This is a genomic window from Alkalihalobacillus bogoriensis ATCC BAA-922 (assembly GCF_000621445.1).
In the GTDB taxonomy this organism is placed as follows: domain Bacteria; phylum Bacillota; class Bacilli; order Bacillales; family Bacillaceae_F; genus Bacillus_AO; species Bacillus_AO bogoriense.
In genome coordinates, this window is sequence record NZ_KK211277.1 from 387,793 (window position 1) to 408,157 (window position 20,365).

A 20,365-nucleotide genomic window follows, 5' to 3' on the forward strand; every position below is an offset into this window, starting at 1 on the left:
TCTCTTATCCTAGTGAAATGATAGCAACAGAAGTTGGTGGTAACGTAACTGTCAATTGCTCACCTTCAACTTCGATTGTATCAAGAGTTGTTGGTTTTACATTTTCCGGATTGTCAAATGTATTGTGGGCATTTCTTTCCGATGCTGTCAGCACTCTACCTGAAACATGTTGAATCGTCTCTTTTAAACCACGAAGCTCAAGCGTAATGTTCGACTCTTCTTTATGGTTTAAATTACATAAGCTAATGTTTACTTTTCCTTCTTTATCTTTTGAAGCCGACACACTAATTTCTGGTAATTGCTCACCATTTAACTCATATGTCTCACTTGTAATATTCAAATCTAACTTCGTTGCATCTTGATGAACTTTAAACATTTCAAACACATGATAGGTTGGCGTTAATATCATTTTTTCCCCTTCAGTTAAAATCATCGCTTGAAGAACATTAACTGTTTGTGCGATATTTGCCATTTGAACACGGTCATTATGATCATGGAAAATATGAAAATGAACACCAGCTACAAGCGCATCTCGAATTGTATTTTGTTGATATAAAAACCCTGGGTTTGTTCCTGGCTCAACGTCAAACCACGTTCCCCATTCGTCAATAATCATACCGATTCGCTTTTCTGGGTCATATTTATCCATTATCGTCGCATGTTTTGTAATGAGTTCATCGATATGAAGGGCTTTTTTCATGGTGATAAACCACTCTTGTTCAGTCGGGTCTAATGCAGCCCCTTTTCCTTTCCAGAAATCACCTGGAATCGTGTAATAATGAAGGCTTAATCCATCCATTAACCAATGAGCTTCACGCATTAATACTTCTGTCCAGCGGTAGTCATCAACGTTTGCCCCACCAGCAATTTTATAAATTTTGTTGTCGCCATAATTTCTTACATACGTTTGGTAACGGCGATATAAATCTGCATAATACTCAGGACGCATGTTTCCACCGCAACCCCAGTTTTCATTACCAACTCCAAAATATTTTAAAGCCCATGGTTTTTCACGACCATTTTCTTTGCGCCAATCGGCCATTGGAGATTCTCCGTCAAAAGTCATATACTCGACCCATTCAGACATTTCTTGAACTGTACCACTTCCAACATTTCCACAAATATACGGTTCTGTTTCTAACATGTCGCATAGCATCATAAACTCGTGCGTTCCAAAATGGTTATTTTCGACAACGCCACCCCAGTGCGTATTGACCATTCGTTTACGAGATTCTCGTGGGCCAATCCCATCTTTCCAATGATACTCATCAGCAAAACATCCCCCTGGCCAACGTAACACTGGAATCTTAATGTTCTTTAAAGCAGCTACTACATCATTACGGATCCCATTGGTGTTTGGAATGGGAGAATCTTCTCCCACCCAAAACCCTTCATAAATACATCTCCCAAGATGTTCTGCAAAGTGACCATATATGTTTTTGTTAATCGTGCCTTTTTCAATGTCGGTATTTACAACAACTTTATTTGCCATGATACATCCTCCTTTTTATTTTTCAGTAACAAAAAGTTTTTCTACATGGGCTATAACATTATCAACATGGAACCCAAATTCTTTTACAATGGTGTTCCCATTTCCAGAAGCTCCAAAAGTATTGATTCCAATAATGGCTCCTTTATCTCCAACATATCGTTCCCAACCTAATGGGTATGCCATTTCAATCGCAACTCGTGCTTTAATATGAGAAGGAAGTACAGATTCTTTGTACTCAGGAGTTTGCTGTTCAAATAATTCCCAACTTGGCATACTTACAACTCTAACAGCGACGTCTTTTTTCTTAAGCTGTTCTTTTGCTTCAACAGCTAGGCTCACTTCTGAACCTGTAGCAAGTAAAATGACATCTGCATCTCCTTCACAATCAGACAACACATATGCCCCTTTTTGAACACCTTCTTTTGCTAACTTTGCTGACCCTTCTAATACTGGTAAGGCTTGACGTGTTAACACCATGGCCACTGGGCTTTCATTTTGGCTAAATGCATAACGATACGCTTCTGTCGTTTCATTTGCGTCTGCTGGGCGAATGACCGTTAACCCAGGAATAACTCGTAATGAAGGAAGCTGCTCAACAGGCTCATGAGTTGGTCCATCTTCACCTACTGCAATACTATCATGTGTAAACACATAAACAACAGGTTGCTTCATCATGGCTGCTAATCGAATAGAAGGACGAAGATAATCTGAGAATACAAAGAATGTTCCTCCGAATGGGCGAACCCCTCCATGAAGGGCTAATCCATTTAAAGCTGCTCCCATCGCATGTTCACGAACACCAAACCAAATATTTTTCCCAGCAAAATTTTCTTTACTAAAGTTTGGCAACCCTTTTAAAGTCGTATTGTTTGAACCAGCTAAATCAGCAGATCCTCCAAACAAAGTCGGTAAATGTGTGGCAATCGCATTTAAAGCCGCTCCAGATGATTGTCTTGTTGCCATCTTTGGAGACTCTGGACCATACACTGGTAGCTCTTTATCCCATCCTTCAGGAAGTTCACCATTTATCGCTTGTTTAAATTGCTTTGCTAGTTCTGGAAATTGTTGTTCATAGTTTTCAAACAATTCATTCCAACTCGCTTCCGCCTTTGCACCATTTTCTTTTATTTGAGCAAAATGGTGACGAACTTCATCAGGAACGAAAAATGGTTCATGCTCCCATCCGTATTGTTCTTTTGTTAATTTCACCTCATCACTTCCAAGTGGCGCACCATGAGAGGCTGATTTTCCAGACTTATTTGGACTTCCATGACCAATTACTGTTTTAATTTCTATTAAAGTCGGGCGATTTTTTTCTGCTTTTGCTGCTGCAATTGCTGCTCCAATAGAAACTGTATCTGTCCCATCTTCAACTCGAGTATAATGCCAGCCATACGCTTTAAATCTTTGTTCAACATTTTCAGAAAAAGACATATGAAGGTCGCCATCTAAAGAAATATCATTTGAATCATATAGAACGATTAATTTTCCAAGTCCCATATGCCCCGCCATTGATGCTGCTTCTGATGCGATCCCTTCCATTAAATCGCCATCTCCACAAATCGTGTATGTATAATGATCAACAAGAGAATATCCTTCCTGATTGTAAGTTGCTGCTAAGTGGGCTTCGGCCATCGCCATACCAACTGCTGTTGAAATTCCTTGACCTAATGGTCCTGTTGTAGCTTCAACTCCAACAGTATGACCATACTCAGGGTGTCCTGGTGTTTCGCTTCCTAGTTGACGAAAGTTTTTTATTTCTTCCAATGAAAGGTCATACCCTGTAAGGTGAAGTAAGCTGTACAAAAGTGCTGAACCATGACCAGCAGAGAGTACAAAACGATCTCGGTCGAAAAATTGAGGATTATTAGGATTGTGTTTCATATGATTTGTCCAAAGTTCATAAGCCATCGGTGCAGCTCCCATTGGCATTCCCGGATGACCTGAATTCGCTTTTTCTACCATATCAATCGATAAAGTGCGAATGCTATTAATTGCTTTTAGCTCAATACTCATCTTTTTTACTCCTTCTTGGTTATATTTTCGGGACACTTTCCCAATCACTTAAAAATTGTTCAATTCCTTTATCTGTTAACGGATGTTTCCATAGTTTAGGAAGAAGTGAACCTGGTATGGTGGCAATATCTGCTCCTGCAAGCGCTGTTTTCTCCACATGTTCAATATTACGAATACTAGCTGCAATGATTTCCGTTTCAAACTGATAGTTTGTTAGAATCGTTTTTAAATCTCTTACTAACGCCATTCCTTCTGTTCCAATATCATCTAATCTTCCTACAAATGGGCTAATATACGTTGCTCCTGCTTTGGCAGCCATTAATCCTTGTGCGGCTGAAAACACTAACGTCACATTTGTTTTTATCCCACGTTTTGTTAACTCATATGTAGCTTCTAATCCATCCTCTGTCATTGGAAGCTTAATAACGACATTTGGTGCCCAAGTCGCTAGTTCCTCTGCTTCTTTTACCATTTCTTCTGCTTTTAACCCAATAACTTCAGCACTGACTGGACCATCCACTACAGCACATATGTCTTGAATAATATCTTTAAAAGGACGACCTTCTTTTGCAATTAATGTTGGGTTTGTTGTAACCCCATCAACAAGTCCTAATTTTGTAATTCGTTTGATTTCCTCAAGGTTACCAGTATCTAAGAAAAACTTCATCTAACCATTCCACTCCTTCTCTTTTATTAAAAGGGATTCTCCTTAACACGTACGAACCTATAATTGTTATTATATTTTTTAATTATAGTTGTACGTACATTTCAATTGTAAACGTAGTCACTTTTTTTGACAAGAGCTAATATTACGTTTTCTAAACATTTCTAATTTAGTCACAACTAAAAAAGCAGAGCTTTTATGATTCATAGAAGCTCTGCTTTGGCAGTAATTTGCTATTAAAATTTACGTGCAATATCATTCCAACGTAATTCATTTTGGAATTGCATTACATTTGTAGACTCATTTATAAACACACACTCAATATCTGTCATTGTTGCCCAGTCATATAGTTGCTCTGGTGTTACTTCAAACGAGAAGACCGTATGATGCGCACCACCGGCATGAATCCACGCTTCAGCTGATTCACTTAACGATGGTTGTGGTTTCCATAAAATTTGAGCCACCGGTAGCTTCGGCATTTCTTGAACTGGCTTTACTGCATCAACTTCATTCACAACTAGGCGGAAACGATTTCCTAAGTCAATTAATGATGCATTTAATGCGCGCCCTTCAGCACCATTAAACACCATACGAGCAGGGTCTTCTTTTCCACCAATCCCTAAAGGATGAACTTCAATTTTCGGTTTTGTTGCTGCAATTGTAGGACAAACTTCTAACATATGCGAACCTAAAACAAGCTCATTTCCTTTTTCTAAGTGATACGTATAATCTTCCATAAAGGATGTTCCTTTACCATCTGCAATAATCTTCATCATGCGAGTTAAAGCCGCTGTTTTCCAGTCGCCTTCCCCACCGAAACCATACCCTTGCTCCATTAACCGTTGCACCGCAAGTCCAGGTAATTGCTTCATGCCATGTAAGTCTTCAAAATTCGTTGTAAACGCCGTAAATCCACCTTCTTCTAAGAAAGACTTCATCCCTAATTCAATTCGTGCTTGATATAAAATGGAATTACGATATTCTTCAGACGTTGATGCTGCTGCATTGATATCATACAATTCTTCATATTCTTTATATAGAGCTTCTACAGCTTCATCAGAAATTTCGTTCATTCGTTCAACTAAATCTCCAATTCCAAAAGCAGATGTTGTCCACCCAAATTTAATTTGAGCTTCAACTTTATCTCCTTCTGTTACAGCTACGTTTCTCATATTGTCACCAAAACGAGCAACTTTTAATTGCAGGCCATCGGTTACTGCTACGGCTGTTTTCATCCAGCTTGCTGTACGAGTTCTTACCGTTTCATCTTCCCAATGACCGACGATAACTTTTCGAGCTAATTTCATACGAGCACCAATAAATCCATATTCACGGTCTCCGTGAGCGGATTGGTTTGTGTTCATGAAGTCCATATCAATTGAATCCCAAGGAATTTCACGATTAAATTGTGTGTGTAAGTGTAACAACGGTCTTTTCAGTTCAGATAACCCAGCAATCCACATTTTAGCTGGAGAAAATGTATGCATCCATGTAATGAGACCTGCACAATTTTCACTTGTATTTGCTTCAATACATAATTTATGAATCGCTTCTGCAGTTGTTAAAACAGGCTTTAAAACAATGTTAAATGGAATCGTTTCATCTGCATTTAACCCTGCAACAATTTGGCGTGAATGTTCTTGAACTTCCTCAATTGTTTCTGGTCCGTATAAATGCTGACTTCCTGTAACAAACCAAAATTCATAGTTTTTTGTTTTTAACATCTTTTGTTCCTCCTAATATGTTTGTATCTTATTTTTAATTATTTTTGGCCATAGTAAGCGTTTGCACCATGTTTACGAAGAAAATGACGATCTAGTAATTCTTGGTCCATTGGTTCTGTAGTTGGATTAATCGTTATCATATTAATCGCCATTTTAGCTACTTCTTCTAGTACAACAGCATTATGAACAGCATTGTCTGGGTCTTTTCCCCACACAAACGGTGCATGAGAATGAACGAGTACTCCTGGCATTTGTGCTGGGTTAATTTGTTTCTTTTCAAACGTCTCCACAATCACATTTCCTGTTTCAAGTTCATATTCTCCTTTTATTTCAGCTTCTGACATTGGGCGTGTGCATGGAATTTCTCCATAAAAGTAATCAGCATGTGTCGTGCCAAAAGCAGCAAGTGATTTTCCAGCTTGTGCCCAGCTTGTTGCAAAGGAAGAGTGAGTATGGACAATCCCACCAATGTCTTGAAATGCTTTATATAAAACAAGGTGAGTAGCTGTGTCAGAAGATGGTCGCAAATGGCCTTCAACAACATTTCCGTCTAAATCTACAACAACCATATCCTCGACGCGCATTTCGTCATACTCGACTCCACTTGGTTTAATGACGACAAGACCTTTTTCTCGGTCAATTCCACTTACATTTCCCCAAGTAAAAGTAACAAGTTTATGTTTCGGTAAAGCTAAATTTGCTTGGAATACTTTTTCTTTCAGTTGTTCTAACATTGACATCTCTCCTTTCCCCAATACCATACTTATAATCTATAATTCCATTATACACTTGTACGTACATATTTCAAATTATTTTTTTATAAAATTATTTACTCCTTCTATCACCTTTAACATTTAGTTATAAAAGCTTGTTATTACAGAGTTTTACATACTCTTTCTCTGTACGTATAACTTGTATATAATCTCCTACAACCGTATCTATTTTCATTTGTTTTGTATATGAAATTCGATAAAACATATACTAATTTAGCTAACTTCACTACATAAGAAGGAGAGATTCAGAATGAGCAACAAAGAAAAATATATGAATGACTCAAATGAAAAAAACAAACAAACTCCTGAAAAAACAACAACAAACACCGATGCCCAATCTGATGGGTTTCGCTATGATTACGATGACTCTTCTGATTTAAAGAACTAAGAACCAATCCATTTAGGTTTGGTTCTTTTTTGGAATCTCTTTTGTTTGACAAACGTCACTTTCATCTTTTATACTGACAATTGTAGTTTTAGTTGCTATAGCAACAAAAGGAATATACTTATATGGAGGTCATACAACATGGCAAAAGTTTTATTTATTAAAGCAAATTCAAGACCAGTGGAGCAGTCAGTCAGTGTTAAACTCTACTATTCTTTCATAGAAAGCTATAAACAATCACACCCTAACGACGACATTACTGAACTTGATTTGTTTGCAGAAAACCTACCGTACTACGATACGGACAAAATCAATGGAATGTTTAAATTAGCAAAAGGAATGGAGTTAACGCCTGCTGAAAAAGAAGCTACTGACATCGTTACAAAATATTTAAATCAATTTTTAGAAGCAGAAAAAATCGTCATTGCCTTCCCATTATGGAACTTTACTGTTCCCGCTGTGTTACACACGTATTTAGATTATTTAGCGCAAGCAGGCAAAACATTCCGCTACACAGCTGAAGGACCAGAAGGATTATTAACAGATAAAAAAGTGGTCTTGTTAAATGCAAGAGGAGGCGTCTATTCAGAAGGTCCTGCTCAATCAGCAGAAATGGCAGTCAACTTTGTCGAAACTATGCTGAATTTCTGGGGGGTTCAAGAGATTCAATCTGTCATCATTGAAGGACATAATCAATTCCCTGATAAAGCAGAAAGCATTATAGAAGAAGGATTACAAAAAGCAGCAACATTAGCAACGAAGTTTTAATAAATAGCCAGCTATGATTTTTATTCATAGCTGGCTTTCTATTTGCAGAACGTAGCGGACATGCGTTCCGCTATTTCACGCAAAACCTTTGTTTCTCAGAACCTATCGGACATGTGTTCCGCTATCTCTTTGTATTTTCGGAGTTTCACTTTTTTACTTCTTCATTAACGGAATAGATGTCCGGTAGCATCAAGATTTCATTGAAAATATGTATAATAGCGGAAAACATGTCCGTTATCCAATTTGATATCCTCGCCTTCAATCATGAAAACAAAAAAGGAGGATCAATCTCTTTGTCCTCCTACTTTCTTCTTTAGTAAACCTCTTTCCACTCATCAATATTACTTGCATCAAAGCGGAATGGGTCGCCTAACATAATTTGTGTCCCTTCTCCATCTTCAACGACTTCTTTTTGCCCAAGCCTTCCTAATTCTAGACTCTCTCCAACAACCCCTTTTATTTCCCCTTCCACTAATGCATAAGCAGCCATACCTGCCCCATATCCAACATCAATTGGATTCCATAAAAACATCGCTGGTGACACACCGTTTTCTATATAGGAAGCCATTTCACTAGGAAGTCCAAGACCAGTTAGTGCGATTTCACCTTGTAGCCCTTTATCCGTCAGAACTTTACCTGCTGCTGCAATCCCTACGGTAGTAGGGGAGATTATTGCTTTTAAATCAGGATATTGTAATAATAATGCTTCGGTTTCAGATGTACTTTTATCACGTAAATCATCACCATATGCTATTTTCACTAATTCCATATTTTCATACTTTGGATCTTCTAATTCTTTTTTCATCCATTCGATCCAAATGTTTTGATTTGTCGCTTGAGATGTTGCGCTTAATACAGCAATTTCTCCTTCATACTCTATCATTTCAGCTACAGCTTCAATTTGGGAACGACCAATTCTTTCCGGGTCAGCCTGATTCACATGAACGATTCGACTGTTGGCGTTTACAGAAGAATCAACAGAAAGAACTTTAATGCCTGCATCCATTGCTTTCTGTAATACTGGTTGCAAAGCATCCTCATCATTTCCAGCAATCGCAATCGCATCGACTTGCTGTGTAATTAATTGTTCAATAATTTGAATTTGCCCTTCCGCCGTTGGTTGGTCCGGGGAACGGAGAATGACATTTCCACCAACTTCATTTATTGCTTCTTCAAACCCATCCATCATTTTTTCACCATATGGATTTCCAGTATTTTTAAAGACCATCGCGTATGTTCTATCTCCATCATTAGAGCTTGAACCACCCTCAGAAGGTTGTTCACCCTGATTTGTTGCTTCACTTCCACAAGCGGTAAGCATCACAGCTGCTAATCCAATAGTAGCCCATTTCACAAAAAACTTTTTCATCCTTTTCTCCCCTTTTTTAATGTTTTATACATAATCAGCCAAACTGCCGAAACAGCCGGACCGTTAGTAACTACTTCATTTTTTTGCGTTTCCACTCTTGAATCTTTTGACTAATTGATAGCTTTGGAATGGCGACAGCTACGAGTAACAACAAACCAACAATAACGAGCATCATTTGTGAAGGAATATTAATAAGCCCTAATCCATATTGGAGATATCCAATAATAAAAACGGCAATTATCGCACCTATCATTCTACCTTTACCACCAGCCGTACTAATTCCGCCTAGCGCGACCATTGCAATTACATCTAATTCATACATCGTTGCAATATTTGGTCTAGTACTCCCCATTCTTGAAGCTAAAAAAATAGCAGTAATTGCAGCCATTAAGCCAGCTAGTGTAAACACAATGATTTTTACTTTATCAACTTGAACTCCTGAAAAACGACTAGCTGTATCATTATTACCCATCGCATAAACTTGCCGTCCAAATGTTGATTTATGAAGCAATATTGTAAAAGCAACTGCAAAAATAACAAACATAATGAGGATAAAGGGAATGCCTCCTATATTCCCCCAACCAAAAAAGCTGAACCAACTCGGAAATTGACCAGAGGCTTGGTCTTCTAAAATGACATAAGCAATGCCTCGATATAAAATCATCGTTCCTAACGTGACAATGACAGCAGAAAGTTCTTTAAATTTAACAATTAACAATCCATTAACTAGGCCACATACTGCCCCAACAACAAGGCATAAAACTATTGCCAATTCCATTGGAACACCTAAACTGTTGTAAAGAGTAGCCATAATAACCGATGATAAAGCCACCGTTGAGCCTACAGAAATGTCAATGTCACGCAATATCATAATCAATACCATCGGCAACACAATAAATGCTTTATCGAGAAAAATAGCAGTCGCATCTCGTAATCCTGTTGCACTTAAGAAATATGGTGATAAATTTGTATTAATAATGAGTACTAAAATAAAAACTAAAACTAACACCCATTCCCACTGGAAGAAAAATGTTTTAAGAGAAAATGATTGATTGCTTCCAAGTGTGCGTTGTACATATTTGGTTTGATTTGCAACTCTAGGTTCCATCTATATTTTCCTCCTCAGCAGATGATTGCGGTTCACTCCACGCTTAACGAGAGTATTCATAATGACCGCGATTAAAATAATCGATCCTTGAATCGCCATTTGCCAAAATGGAGAAACATTCATTAAAGGGAGAGCATTATTTAATATACCTAATAATACAGCTCCTAAAATCACACCAGATATTTTCCCAGATCCGCCCGCAATACTTACGCCCCCAAGGATACATGCGGCAATGACCGTTAGCTCGTATCCAGAAGCAGTATCTCCTTGAGCAGATGCAAATTTAGAAACCCACAACACTCCTGATAATCCCGCTAATCCACCCATAATCGAATACACAATAAGTAAAATTTTCGTTTGATTAATTCCACTCACTTTGGCTGATTCTGGGTTGCTTCCAACAGCATAAATTTGTCTCCCTGTTCTCGTATGATTAATAAAATAAAATGCGACGAGGTAAATGACAATGGCAATAAACACAAGAGTGTTCACACCAACTATTTTGCTTGTCGCAATCGAAACAAATTGTTCAGACATTTGATATGAACTTACCCATTGTCCACCACTTACTGTAAACGTTAAACCGCGGAAAATATTCATCATTGCTAATGTTGCAATAATCGGGAGAATCCCTATTTTAGCAACTAAAAACCCAATCGTGATACCACACACTATTCCAATTCCTATTCCTAGCAAAATTGCAATAATAGGATGCATGCCGTGATACATGCTTACAACTTGTGCCACTACCATTCCTGATAAAGCAAGGGTCGAGCCTACCGATAAGTCAATTCCTCGTGTTATTAACACAAGCATCATTCCTAACGCAAGGATACTCAATATAGCTGTATTCGTAATCATATCGGTTAAATTGCCCACGGTGAAAAAACTAGAATTTCGTGTTTGAACAAATATACAAAGGAGAATAATAAAGACCAATAATCCTAGCTCACGAAACCTTGAAACCCCCGCTAAAAACGATGCTTTCTTATCCACATTCTCATTTGTCTGTTCAATAGCTGCCTCAGCCAACTCCATCACCTCTTCCTTCCATTGTCTTAGCTGATTTCTTTTTTTGAACTATCCGTCATTGCTGCTTCTAGGATTTCTTCTTGAGTCACAGCATCTTTATCAAATATTTTTGCAATTCTCCCCGCACGCATAACAGCAATACGATCGCTCATGCCAATAACTTCAGGCATTTCTGATGAAACGATAATAATGCCATATCCTTTGGCAGCTAAGTTCTGGATAATTTCATATATGGCAGACTTTGCCCCAACATCGACACCTTTTGTAGGTTCATCCATGATAATAATATCTAATTTCGCAGTAAGTAATTTTGCAACAGCAACCTTCTGTTGGTTTCCTCCAGATAATGAGCTAACTAAATCGAATATGCTATTTGCTTTAACCTGTACCTTTTCAGCTAATTCTTTTGCAAGCGCATTTTCACTTTTTTCACGTAACCACCCTTTTTTGGAAAGTTGAGAAAGCGCCGGCAACGTTATATTTTTTCCAATTCCCCATTGCAGCACCAAACCTTGTAATTGACGGTCCTCAGGTAAATAGCCGATTCCAAGTTTCATTGCCTGTTTTGGGCTTTTTATCATTACTTTTTTTCCGTTTAATCGAATTTGCCCTTTGTCATAAGGCATAATGCCAAATAGCGATTGGCAAACTTCTGTCCTTCCCGCCCCAACAAGACCTGTTATAGCTAAAATTTCGCCTTTCCGTACATGAAATGAAATATCAGCAAAATATCCCGTTTTACTTAGCCCTTGCACTTCGAATAGGACATCACCAATAACCGTATTTTTAGTTGGAAATACTTGTGTAATTTCTCTTCCAACCATCGCTACAACTAATTCCTCATTTGTAATCTCATGAATACCCCAAGAACCTATATATTTAGAATCTCGGAGTACTGTCACTTGTGAGGCTAGTCGATACATATCTTCAAATCGATGCGAAATAAAAATAATAGAAGCTCCATTTTCTCGTAAACTTTCAGTAATTTTGTATAGTTCCTCACTTTCCCTTGCTGTTAAGGCCGCTGTTGGTTCATCCATAATAATAATTTTCGCTTTAGTAGAAATCGCTTTTGCAATTTCTACAATTTGCTGCTGAGCAACACTAAGCGATCCCATTTCTGCTCTTGGATCAATGGAAGACCCAAGTGACTTTAATATGGCTCTAGCTTCTTCATGCATTTGTTTCCATAGAAGCCGTTTTGTGATTTTTTCTATTTTTTCATGTCCCATAAATATATTTTCAGTGACGGTCAAATCAGGATAATTCGTAACGTGCTGATAAATGGCGGCAATTCCTTTGGCTTGAGCTTCATTTGGGTTAGAGAACTCTACTTTTTCCCCTCTGACAAACATTTCCCCTTCATTCGGAGCGTGGACGCCCGTAATGACTTTAATAAAAGTCGACTTTCCGGCCCCGTTTTCTCCCATTAACGCATGAATTTCTCCTGGTTTTAGTTTAAAGTGGACATTGTCTAGAGCCGTTACTCCAGGGAATCTTTTCGTAATCCCTTTCATTTCTAGTACGTATTCAGTCATTTTCTCACTCCCTACCATTTCTATTTCTAATAAACACTTACTTGATAACGCTTACAAATAATGATAATCCATCCACTCTTTTCTCAAAAGGTGACAACTTTCGGTTATAGTGAGAGAATTTTCTGAAAATAAGAAAAGAAAGATGCTTTAACCACATCTTTCTTTTCTTATTTTTGTATACGTGTTTGTATGTTTACCTTATATTTTGATGGAATTTCCCCATAATATTTTTTAAACAACTTACTAAAGTATTTTGAATCAGAATATCCGACTTCGTTAGAGATTTCATATACTTTCAAATTTGTTGTGAGTAGTAACTCTCTCGCTTTCGCCATACGAACTTTTGTTACATAGTCTAACACCGTTTCTCCAGTTTGCTGTTTAAAGTATTCGCAAAAATAGGTTGGATTCATATACACTTCATTTGCTACCTTTTCAATCGTAATATTATTGGCAATATTTTCTGAAACCCATCTTTTTACGATGCGAATATTATCAAACAACCTCGTTTCGTCACTCTTCTCCAGCTCGGCAAACCTATCATAAATCCAATTCGTGATTTCAGTTGTTAACTCCGAAAAATTACTCATTGTGTTTATAAAAGGAAAGCTTTCAAACTCTAACGTTCGTGTATGGCTCATTACAAAGCTACTAATTTGTATGACGCAAGAACGGATAATATCGGAAATGTTTGTGGGTGATTGGATTTGTTGAATTATTTCATTAAATTGTAGGATATGAACTTGTAAACTTGCTTTATCTATTCTTTCAAAGTCTTCGAGTATTTTTTGAATGATAGGCTGTACTTGCGCTAAATACTGATTGTCTGTCACAGAATATTGTCGTGTCTGCCCGTGGAAAAAAGTTTGATTTCCCCCATAAATGACTCGAAAAGGCAATAGCCGGGTCAGGTCTTTTTTCACGCTAGGTAACGAAGTAATATCTGTGAACGGTTTGCTAATGATTATCGTGTTAGAAAGGGGCGTATAGTGAGTAATTGCTTGTTGCAGTTTTCTTGAAAAGGTGTCTACATCCTGTTTTAATCCGTTTAGACTTTCCCCTTCGGAAGAATGAAATAACATCATCGTACAAGCATTAGCTAATTTCCATTTCCACCAGTTTCCTTTAATAGAGGACGCTTGCTCTTGTAAAATATTTTCATGAGCAAATGTCCACAATTTCGAGTCTTCCTCAGACAATACCTTTGAATGTTCTACTTTTTGATCGACACTGATAAGGACAGAAATAAATATGCCACTTGGAAAGTCTATAAGTTGGTCAAATACAGAAACATCTTTCTCTTCATAAGCTGTCAATTCAAGTAATTTTTCTTGTTGTTTCGTTTTTGTTACTAGCGAGGCTTGTTTCACCATTATCTCGAACTGTCTTTTCTCCATTCTTTCATTTTGAATCTTTTGTTTTACTGCCTCAAGTTGTATGTTAAACTCATTTCGGTCGATTGGCTTCAGTAAATAATCTAGAGCACCTTCCCTGATAGCTGTTTGCAAATAGGAGAAATCGTCGTATCCACTTATGACAAGTGGATAAAAATGAGTTCGCTTTTTCATTTCTTTTATTAACGTTAGGCCATCCATTAATGCCATTCGAATATCTGTAATTAACACGTCAAATTCAAATGGATGTTCATCATAGGAAGAAACAAGTTCTTGACCATCACTATACGCTGCTTCCACGCTCCAATCGGGCCCACATGCGATTACCATTTTTTCAATGCCACGTCTAATGCGTTTTTCATCATCAACAATGACTGCTCTAATGCAGTGACTCATTATAATGAACCTCCTCTCTTTTTATTAAAGGAATTTGAATTGTCACTTCTGTACCGCTAGTATCGCTTGTAATCGTCAACCCATAGCCTTCCCCGAATTGAAGGGCAATTCTAGCATGTACATTCACTAACCCAAAGCGTGAATCTCGTTTTTTCATCGGATCAGCCAAAAGTAATTGTTCGATATTATACAACACTTCTTCATTCATACCAGAGCCATTATCTTTAATCGTAAACAAAACACCTTCCTGTTTTCTACATTTTTCTGTATATGTTTCAATCCCTATCTCAACAGTGGTAACCTTTCCTGGGATAATCGCATATTTGATGACGTTTTCAACAATGGGTTGAAGAATAAATTTTGGAGTGAACACATCTTTCGCATTTAATTTTTCAGTTATATAAAAGTCCAAACTTTCCTCAAAGCGAATTTTTTGAATCGTTAAGTAGTCCTTAACATGAGCTACTTCATCCGCAATCGGAATAAGATCATCTTTATTACTAATCGAAAATCTCAGCATACGCCCTAATATCGTTACCATTTGAACCACCGTTTCTTTTTCATCATCTTCAACCGCCATTGCTATCGTTTCTAACGTATTGTACATAAAGTGAGGGTTAATTTGAGATTGTAGTGCATATAATTCTGCATCTTTTTGTTTTAATTGAATATGATATTTCTCTCGAATTAACTCTCTTATTTCTTTTATCATTTTATTAGTACTGTTCGCAATCATCCCCACTTCATCTTGTCGTTCAACAGATAGGTCCACATTAAAATTCCCTTTCTCTACCAGTTTCATAGATCGTGCTAATCTTTGTAATGGGCTCGATACATTCCATGATAATAAAATCGCTAAACCCGTGCTGATCAGAACGAGGATGATAAAAATCATCACAGTAATATTGCGTACCAAATCCGTCCTTTCCGTTAAATGTCTAACATATACACTATGAACTAACACCCAATTTTCTTGTTCCAAATGGTCAATACTAATTAACCTCGTTTTTTCTTCTTTTTTCGTTCTAAAGCTTCCATTGATTTTAGGATAATCATATGAATGTACATCAATGGTTCCAATTAAATCTGGATTTGTATGATAAATAATTCGACCTGTATGATCCATCATCCATATTGATGCTTTTTCATCGGCATTTAATTTATGCACTACATCTTTTAAGAAAGATACTTCAATCGCAATAGCAATAGTCCCTAAGTTTTTTCGATTTTCTAAATCTGTCAGTTGCTTCATCAATAATATATAAGGAGGGTTTCCTTCAAACTGAAGTGCTGTTTGATGTGGTAATAAAAAAACAGTTTCATTACCCTCAATCTCAAAATTTTCACCATAATAAAGGGAAGGAAATTGAAAATCAATTTGGTCATACGGTACTTTCACACTTTGAAACTGTCGATTATTTGAAAAAATAAAGACACCTAAAATATCAGGATTCGCGCCATTTATATAGTGTCTCGTTAAATAATTATTAATGAAAAATTGGTCTTGTAACAATGAAGAGCGGTTTTGATACACGTCTTTTCGCAATATGCTCATAACTTGGCTCGAGTTATAAATCGTATCTGGTAATTCCTTGATTTCTCTTAACTGATTTTTTATGTTTTCATTCGCTTGTTCTAGTAATTTTGGAATATATTCACCGACTTGCTCTTCAATTGACGTTGTATAATGACTATATGCCACATAACCTAAAAGCGCCATTGGGAGAACGGTAAGGATAAAATACATGACAACTAACTTTGTTCGAAGACGATAATTCTTAAAACTTATGATTTTAGAAATCATATTGGTCTACATTGTCCTTTGTATAATCTATCGGTTCTCCCATAATGACTGTATCTCCTATCATACGAATTTTTCCAACTTTCGGAATATCTTGTCTATCATACGGTTCTTTTCCTTCTACTACATTTTTTGATATCGCTACGGTTAAATATCCGAGCTTTTTCGGGCTCCATAACGTTACCGCTTGAGCAGTTCCATCCTTCAAGTACTCATTCATTTGACTAGGAGAGGCTAATCCAACAACCGCTACTTCTCCACTTTTTCCTAGCTCTTTCACCGCCTTTGCTATAGCCGGAGGTCCTTCAGAAGCACTCCCAATTATCCCATCTAAATCAGGGTGTTCTTTAAGCAACTCCTTTGCCAATATATAAGCTTGATGTGGGTCTTCATCATTGGCAACGATATCTACTAACGTCATTTGTGAATAATATTCTTCATGTTGAATATTAATCCAATGAACCCATTCGTTTAAGTTAGCTGCTGTAAATGAACCGGTCATAATAGCAAATTTTCCTTGCTCATTTGTATTCCACGCTAGTAAATCCATTAAATGCCGACCTAATGTTTCCGGGTCAACCATGTTAATAAACAAGTCACGTGAGCCAGGAAGCGTATCGGAGTCCCATGTAATCACTTTAATCTCAAGTTGCCTTGCTTTTTGCAACACAGGTGCTAGTTTTTCAGGATCATTTGCCGATACAGCTAATAAATCTACGTTTTGCTTGATTAAGTCTTCAATAATCTCAATTTGTAAAGATGAATCAGCCAGTGGTGGACCTTTATATATGACATTCACATTTAAATCTTCTGCCGCTTCTCTTGCTCCTTTTTCTACTGCATTAAAATATGGGATGTTAACAAGTTTAGGAACAATAGCCACTGTTATTTGGTCCTCATCCGTGTTCTCTTGTTCAAATGAAGGTGCTTGCTCATTTTCATAAACAATCTCATAGGGAGAATCACTGTCACTCATTATGTTGCAACCGCTTACAATTAATAGAAAGATAATAGAACAAAATACTTTCATGAGTGCTCCCACCTCTTTTTTCATTTTCTCGTATTATACTCTTTTTTTATAAAAAGGTGTAGCTAGTAAAGTAATTCTTCTTACCTCATACTAACAAAAAGCCAGCTATGATTTTTATTCATAGCTGGCTTTCTATTTGCAGAACGTAGCGGACATGCGTTCCGCTATTTCACCCAAAACCTTTGTTTCTCAGAACCTATCGGACATGTGTTCCGCTATCTCTTTGTATTTTCGGAGTTTCACTTCTTTTTTTCTTCATTAACGGAATAGATGTCCGGTAGCATCAAGATTTCCTTGAATATGGGCACATTAACGGAACACGTGTCCGTTAATGTACTCCTGACATGTTTCTAAGACTTTTATCTTTTATTTTTCCAAAGTATTTATGATTCTTACACCATATACGCCACCCGCAACCTTTCCTTCTGTTGATTTAAATGTGACTTTTACTGTATGTTTGCCACTAGTTAGTTCTATTGGTATGTCGTAATAGGCAGTAATCAGTTCCTCAAAAGGTTCATTGGCATCAAGACGTTGCTCGGCAATAACTTTATCATCTACTAAAATGTGAAAATGTCTTTCATATGTTTTTCCATCGAGTATAAACGTTCGGTCGCCTCCAAAATACTGGACTTGTAAATACATTTGCTTTGTAGGGTCCACTTTCATCGTGTAACTGAAATAGCCATCATCACGACAATCACGCCACCCACGTTCCACCGTTGCAACATAACCAGACCTAGAATTCTTTTTCTCAATATGATGTTCGACTTCTGGCTGTTGTTCGTTCGGTTGAACTTCATCTACGGTAATCTTTCGTAATCGCTCAAGTTCTTTTTGTTCTTTATCTACAAATGTTTGGAACGCTTCTTCATCCATGACATTCCAATACAAAGAATAACGCTCATGATGCAAAGCAAAAAAAGGTATAAGGCGGACTCGACTATGACCTGGTTGTCCTACTGGATCTGTTATAAATGTCAATGGCTCATCTTCACTTTTTTTGATCCATTCTTTAATATTCATTTTATCCGCAACAAGGACAGGAACGTCAATAAGTGGATGATTATTTAATGCTAAGTGGTCCCCCAGAATATCTGTTTCAGGGAAGTTTTCTTTTCCTAAAGCTCCGGCTAAAACGACAGGTCCATACATAAATCCAACTTTATTTGGCTCATCTTTCGCCTTATAGAGATGAAGGTCCATCGCCAACGTTACATCAATTTCATCTCCAGGTTTCCAGTTTCTTGTCATTACTGCATATCCACTCTCGACTGAATACTTTTGCTTTTCGCCATTTACAGAAATCATAACTTGATCAGCTACCCAATAAGGCAAGCGAACGTAAATGGAAGACATTGACTCATCAATGGTATCAATTGTAATTGTCGTCCTGTCATCATACGGGAAGTTCGTTTCTTGTTTTCCTTTTATTTTTTTATCCTCAGTTTCAAACTGAGAAGCAATAAACAAATTGACAAACAACTTCCCATCTTTTTGAGAATAGATATTTCTCGTATAACGTGCAGGGTTTTCCATTCCTGTTCCTGTACAACACCAAAAAGAATTATCCGGCGAACAATATACTTTGAAATGACCTGGTTGAGTCGAGACAAAATAAGTTTTCATCCCTGTTTCCGGATCTTGTGATGCTAATATATGGTTGTATAGAGCCGTTTCATAAAAATCAAAGTATTTTCCTTCTTGTGACCAATTAAAAAGATATTCTGTTAACTTCAACATATTATAAGTATTGCATGTTTCTGTCGTTTGGACGCCTAATTTTTCACTATTCGTTGGTCCAAAATGTTCATTAATACTGTTTCCACCAATAATATAGGATCGTTTTTTTGTGACTTCATTCCAAAAAAACAGCGCCATCCTTTTATACTTTTCTTCTCCAGTAATATCATAGAGTTTTGCTGCGCCAATGACTTTTGGAATTTGAGTGTTGGCATGTTTCCCCTCAAGGACATCTTTATTTTGAGCAAGAGGTTCAAGCACTAGCTGATGACAAAAGCGTTTTGCTAGATGTAAATAATCTTGATTTTTTGTAAGAACATATAAATCGGCCATCGCTTCATTCATGCCGCCATGCTCGCAAATTAACATCTTTTGAAATTGCTCTTCTGTTAAATTGTCCGACCCTCTTTTTGCCCAATTTGCAAGTTTAATTACAACATCTAATGCCAGTTGATGCCCTAGAAGTTGGTAAACATCGATTAAGCCAGCATAAATTTTATGGATGCTATACCATGGAACCCATTGACCAGCTAAACTAAAATGCTCAACTTCAAACTCTCCAGTAAAAACGGTATCAAAACATGTTCGGGCAAATCCACTCACATACCCATCCTTATCATAGCTTTGAACATGTGCTAGTTCATCTACTGCATAATTCACTTTTTCTTTCAGTTTCTCATCTTTTGTTACCGCATACATTTGTGCCGCTGCTGAAAGCCAGTGTCCGATAGAATGTCCACTTATTCCTGTTGATTCCCATCCACCATAACGTGGTTTTTTAGGTTCTTGTTCAACCGCTTCGTAACATGGCGCTATTAGCCTATCTACATCTAAATATAGTAAGTATTCTTTTCCTTTTTCTTGTGAGTCCTTGAATACACCTTCTCGTAAAATCGTTTCCACAAAAATCAGTCTCCCCTCAACAAAACGTTATGATTTTATTTATAATTAACGTTTATGTTATGATTTGTTGACACTATCTTATCATGAATTATTCGTTTATGGGTGAGATTTACTTAAAAATTGATAACTTTTACAATGAACTCTCATTGTTTTATCTAAAGGTGGTGGGTTCTGTAAATTTTGTAAGGAGTACAACTACAATAGGCTTATGAAGGACACTTCTTCTCTT

General features: G+C 37.1%; 15 protein-coding genes. 2 read left to right on the forward strand and 13 right to left on the reverse strand.

Annotated elements, in window-relative coordinates; all coding sequences use genetic code 11:
• Positions 1-4: 4 nt before the first annotated feature.
• From T323_RS0117755 to araD, 5 genes are all read right to left on the reverse strand, one after another.
• On the reverse strand, positions 5-1,492 hold the full coding sequence (locus T323_RS0117755; RefSeq protein ID WP_026674487.1) for an alpha-N-arabinofuranosidase: 1,488 nt from the start codon (positions 1,490-1,492) through the stop codon (positions 5-7).
• A gap of 15 nt (positions 1,493-1,507) precedes the next feature.
• Entirely contained in the window at positions 1,508-3,508 is a 2,001-nt protein-coding gene (gene tkt / locus T323_RS0117760; RefSeq protein ID WP_026674488.1) for a transketolase, read from the reverse strand.
• 19 nt (positions 3,509-3,527) lie between these two features.
• Complete coding sequence (gene fsa, locus T323_RS0117765; RefSeq protein ID WP_026674489.1) at positions 3,528-4,175, reverse strand: fructose-6-phosphate aldolase; 648 nt, start codon at positions 4,173-4,175, stop codon at positions 3,528-3,530.
• A 233-nt stretch (positions 4,176-4,408) separates the two neighbouring features.
• Positions 4,409-5,896, reverse strand: a complete 1,488-nt coding sequence (araA, locus tag T323_RS0117770; protein WP_026674490.1) for an L-arabinose isomerase — start codon at positions 5,894-5,896, stop codon at positions 4,409-4,411.
• 38 nt (positions 5,897-5,934) lie between these two features.
• Positions 5,935-6,630: an L-ribulose-5-phosphate 4-epimerase gene (gene araD / locus T323_RS0117775; protein WP_026674491.1), complete on the reverse strand. Its 696-nt coding sequence runs from the start codon at positions 6,628-6,630 to the stop codon at positions 5,935-5,937.
• 289 nt (positions 6,631-6,919) lie between these two features.
• Here araD and T323_RS28925 point away from each other — a divergent pair, with 289 nt between their 5' ends.
• Positions 6,920-7,057 carry a hypothetical protein gene (locus T323_RS28925; RefSeq protein ID WP_156942471.1) on the forward strand — a complete coding sequence of 46 codons (138 nt, stop codon included), beginning with the start codon at positions 6,920-6,922 and terminating at the stop codon, positions 7,055-7,057.
• 138 nt (positions 7,058-7,195) lie between these two features.
• A complete protein-coding gene (locus tag T323_RS0117785; protein ID WP_026674492.1) occupies positions 7,196-7,822 on the forward strand; it encodes an FMN-dependent NADH-azoreductase in 627 nt (208 codons plus the stop codon).
• A gap of 313 nt (positions 7,823-8,135) precedes the next feature.
• Here T323_RS0117785 and rhaS read toward each other — a convergent pair whose 3' ends face one another.
• From rhaS to T323_RS0117825, 8 genes are all read right to left on the reverse strand, one after another.
• Positions 8,136-9,191, reverse strand: a complete 1,056-nt coding sequence (rhaS, locus tag T323_RS0117790) for a rhamnose ABC transporter substrate-binding protein (RefSeq protein WP_026674493.1) — start codon at positions 9,189-9,191, stop codon at positions 8,136-8,138.
• Positions 9,192-9,261: 70 nt separating this feature from the next.
• A complete protein-coding gene (locus T323_RS27035; protein WP_051556589.1) occupies positions 9,262-10,299 on the reverse strand; it encodes an ABC transporter permease in 1,038 nt (345 codons plus the stop codon).
• Positions 10,300-11,337 carry an ABC transporter permease gene (locus tag T323_RS0117800; protein ID WP_051556590.1) on the reverse strand — a complete coding sequence of 346 codons (1,038 nt, stop codon included), beginning with the start codon at positions 11,335-11,337 and terminating at the stop codon, positions 10,300-10,302.
• A 20-nt stretch (positions 11,338-11,357) separates the two neighbouring features.
• Complete coding sequence (locus T323_RS0117805; protein WP_026674495.1) at positions 11,358-12,869, reverse strand: sugar ABC transporter ATP-binding protein; 1,512 nt, start codon at positions 12,867-12,869, stop codon at positions 11,358-11,360.
• 167 nt (positions 12,870-13,036) lie between these two features.
• A complete protein-coding gene (locus tag T323_RS0117810; RefSeq protein WP_026674496.1) occupies positions 13,037-14,659 on the reverse strand; it encodes a helix-turn-helix domain-containing protein in 1,623 nt (540 codons plus the stop codon).
• Positions 14,643-16,463: a cache domain-containing sensor histidine kinase gene (locus T323_RS0117815; RefSeq protein ID WP_026674497.1), complete on the reverse strand. Its 1,821-nt coding sequence runs from the start codon at positions 16,461-16,463 to the stop codon at positions 14,643-14,645. Before T323_RS0117815 ends, T323_RS0117810 begins: the two co-directional genes overlap by 17 nt.
• A complete protein-coding gene (locus tag T323_RS0117820; protein ID WP_156942472.1) occupies positions 16,453-17,490 on the reverse strand; it encodes an autoinducer 2 ABC transporter substrate-binding protein in 1,038 nt (345 codons plus the stop codon). The genes T323_RS0117815 and T323_RS0117820 overlap by 11 nt, the downstream gene beginning before the upstream one ends.
• Positions 17,491-17,856: 366 nt before the next feature.
• Positions 17,857-20,136: a beta-L-arabinofuranosidase domain-containing protein gene (locus T323_RS0117825; RefSeq protein ID WP_026674499.1), complete on the reverse strand. Its 2,280-nt coding sequence runs from the start codon at positions 20,134-20,136 to the stop codon at positions 17,857-17,859.
• Positions 20,137-20,365 lie beyond the last annotated feature (229 nt).

What these genes read in the sequence shown, in the direction of transcription:
- T323_RS0117755 (WP_026674487.1), bottom strand. Translation starts at nt 1,492, where the DNA reads ATGGCAAATAAAGTTGTTGTAAATACCGACATTGAAAAAGGCACGATT.
- tkt (WP_026674488.1), bottom strand. Translation starts at nt 3,508, where the DNA reads ATGAGTATTGAGCTAAAAGCAATTAATAGCATTCGCACTTTATCGATT.
- fsa (WP_026674489.1), bottom strand. Translation starts at nt 4,175, where the DNA reads ATGAAGTTTTTCTTAGATACTGGTAACCTTGAGGAAATCAAACGAATT.
- araA (WP_026674490.1), bottom strand. Translation starts at nt 5,896, where the DNA reads ATGTTAAAAACAAAAAACTATGAATTTTGGTTTGTTACAGGAAGTCAG.
- araD (WP_026674491.1), bottom strand. Translation starts at nt 6,630, where the DNA reads ATGTTAGAACAACTGAAAGAAAAAGTATTCCAAGCAAATTTAGCTTTA.
- T323_RS28925 (WP_156942471.1), top strand. Translation starts at nt 6,920, where the DNA reads ATGAGCAACAAAGAAAAATATATGAATGACTCAAATGAAAAAAACAAA.
- T323_RS0117785 (WP_026674492.1), top strand. Translation starts at nt 7,196, where the DNA reads ATGGCAAAAGTTTTATTTATTAAAGCAAATTCAAGACCAGTGGAGCAG.
- rhaS (WP_026674493.1), bottom strand. Translation starts at nt 9,191, where the DNA reads ATGAAAAAGTTTTTTGTGAAATGGGCTACTATTGGATTAGCAGCTGTG.
- T323_RS27035 (WP_051556589.1), bottom strand. Translation starts at nt 10,299, where the DNA reads ATGGAACCTAGAGTTGCAAATCAAACCAAATATGTACAACGCACACTT.
- T323_RS0117800 (WP_051556590.1), bottom strand. Translation starts at nt 11,337, where the DNA reads ATGGAGTTGGCTGAGGCAGCTATTGAACAGACAAATGAGAATGTGGAT.
- T323_RS0117805 (WP_026674495.1), bottom strand. Translation starts at nt 12,869, where the DNA reads ATGACTGAATACGTACTAGAAATGAAAGGGATTACGAAAAGATTCCCT.
- T323_RS0117810 (WP_026674496.1), bottom strand. Translation starts at nt 14,659, where the DNA reads ATGAGTCACTGCATTAGAGCAGTCATTGTTGATGATGAAAAACGCATT.
- T323_RS0117815 (WP_026674497.1), bottom strand. Translation starts at nt 16,463, where the DNA reads ATGATTTCTAAAATCATAAGTTTTAAGAATTATCGTCTTCGAACAAAG.
- T323_RS0117820 (WP_156942472.1), bottom strand. Translation starts at nt 17,490, where the DNA reads ATGAAAGTATTTTGTTCTATTATCTTTCTATTAATTGTAAGCGGTTGC.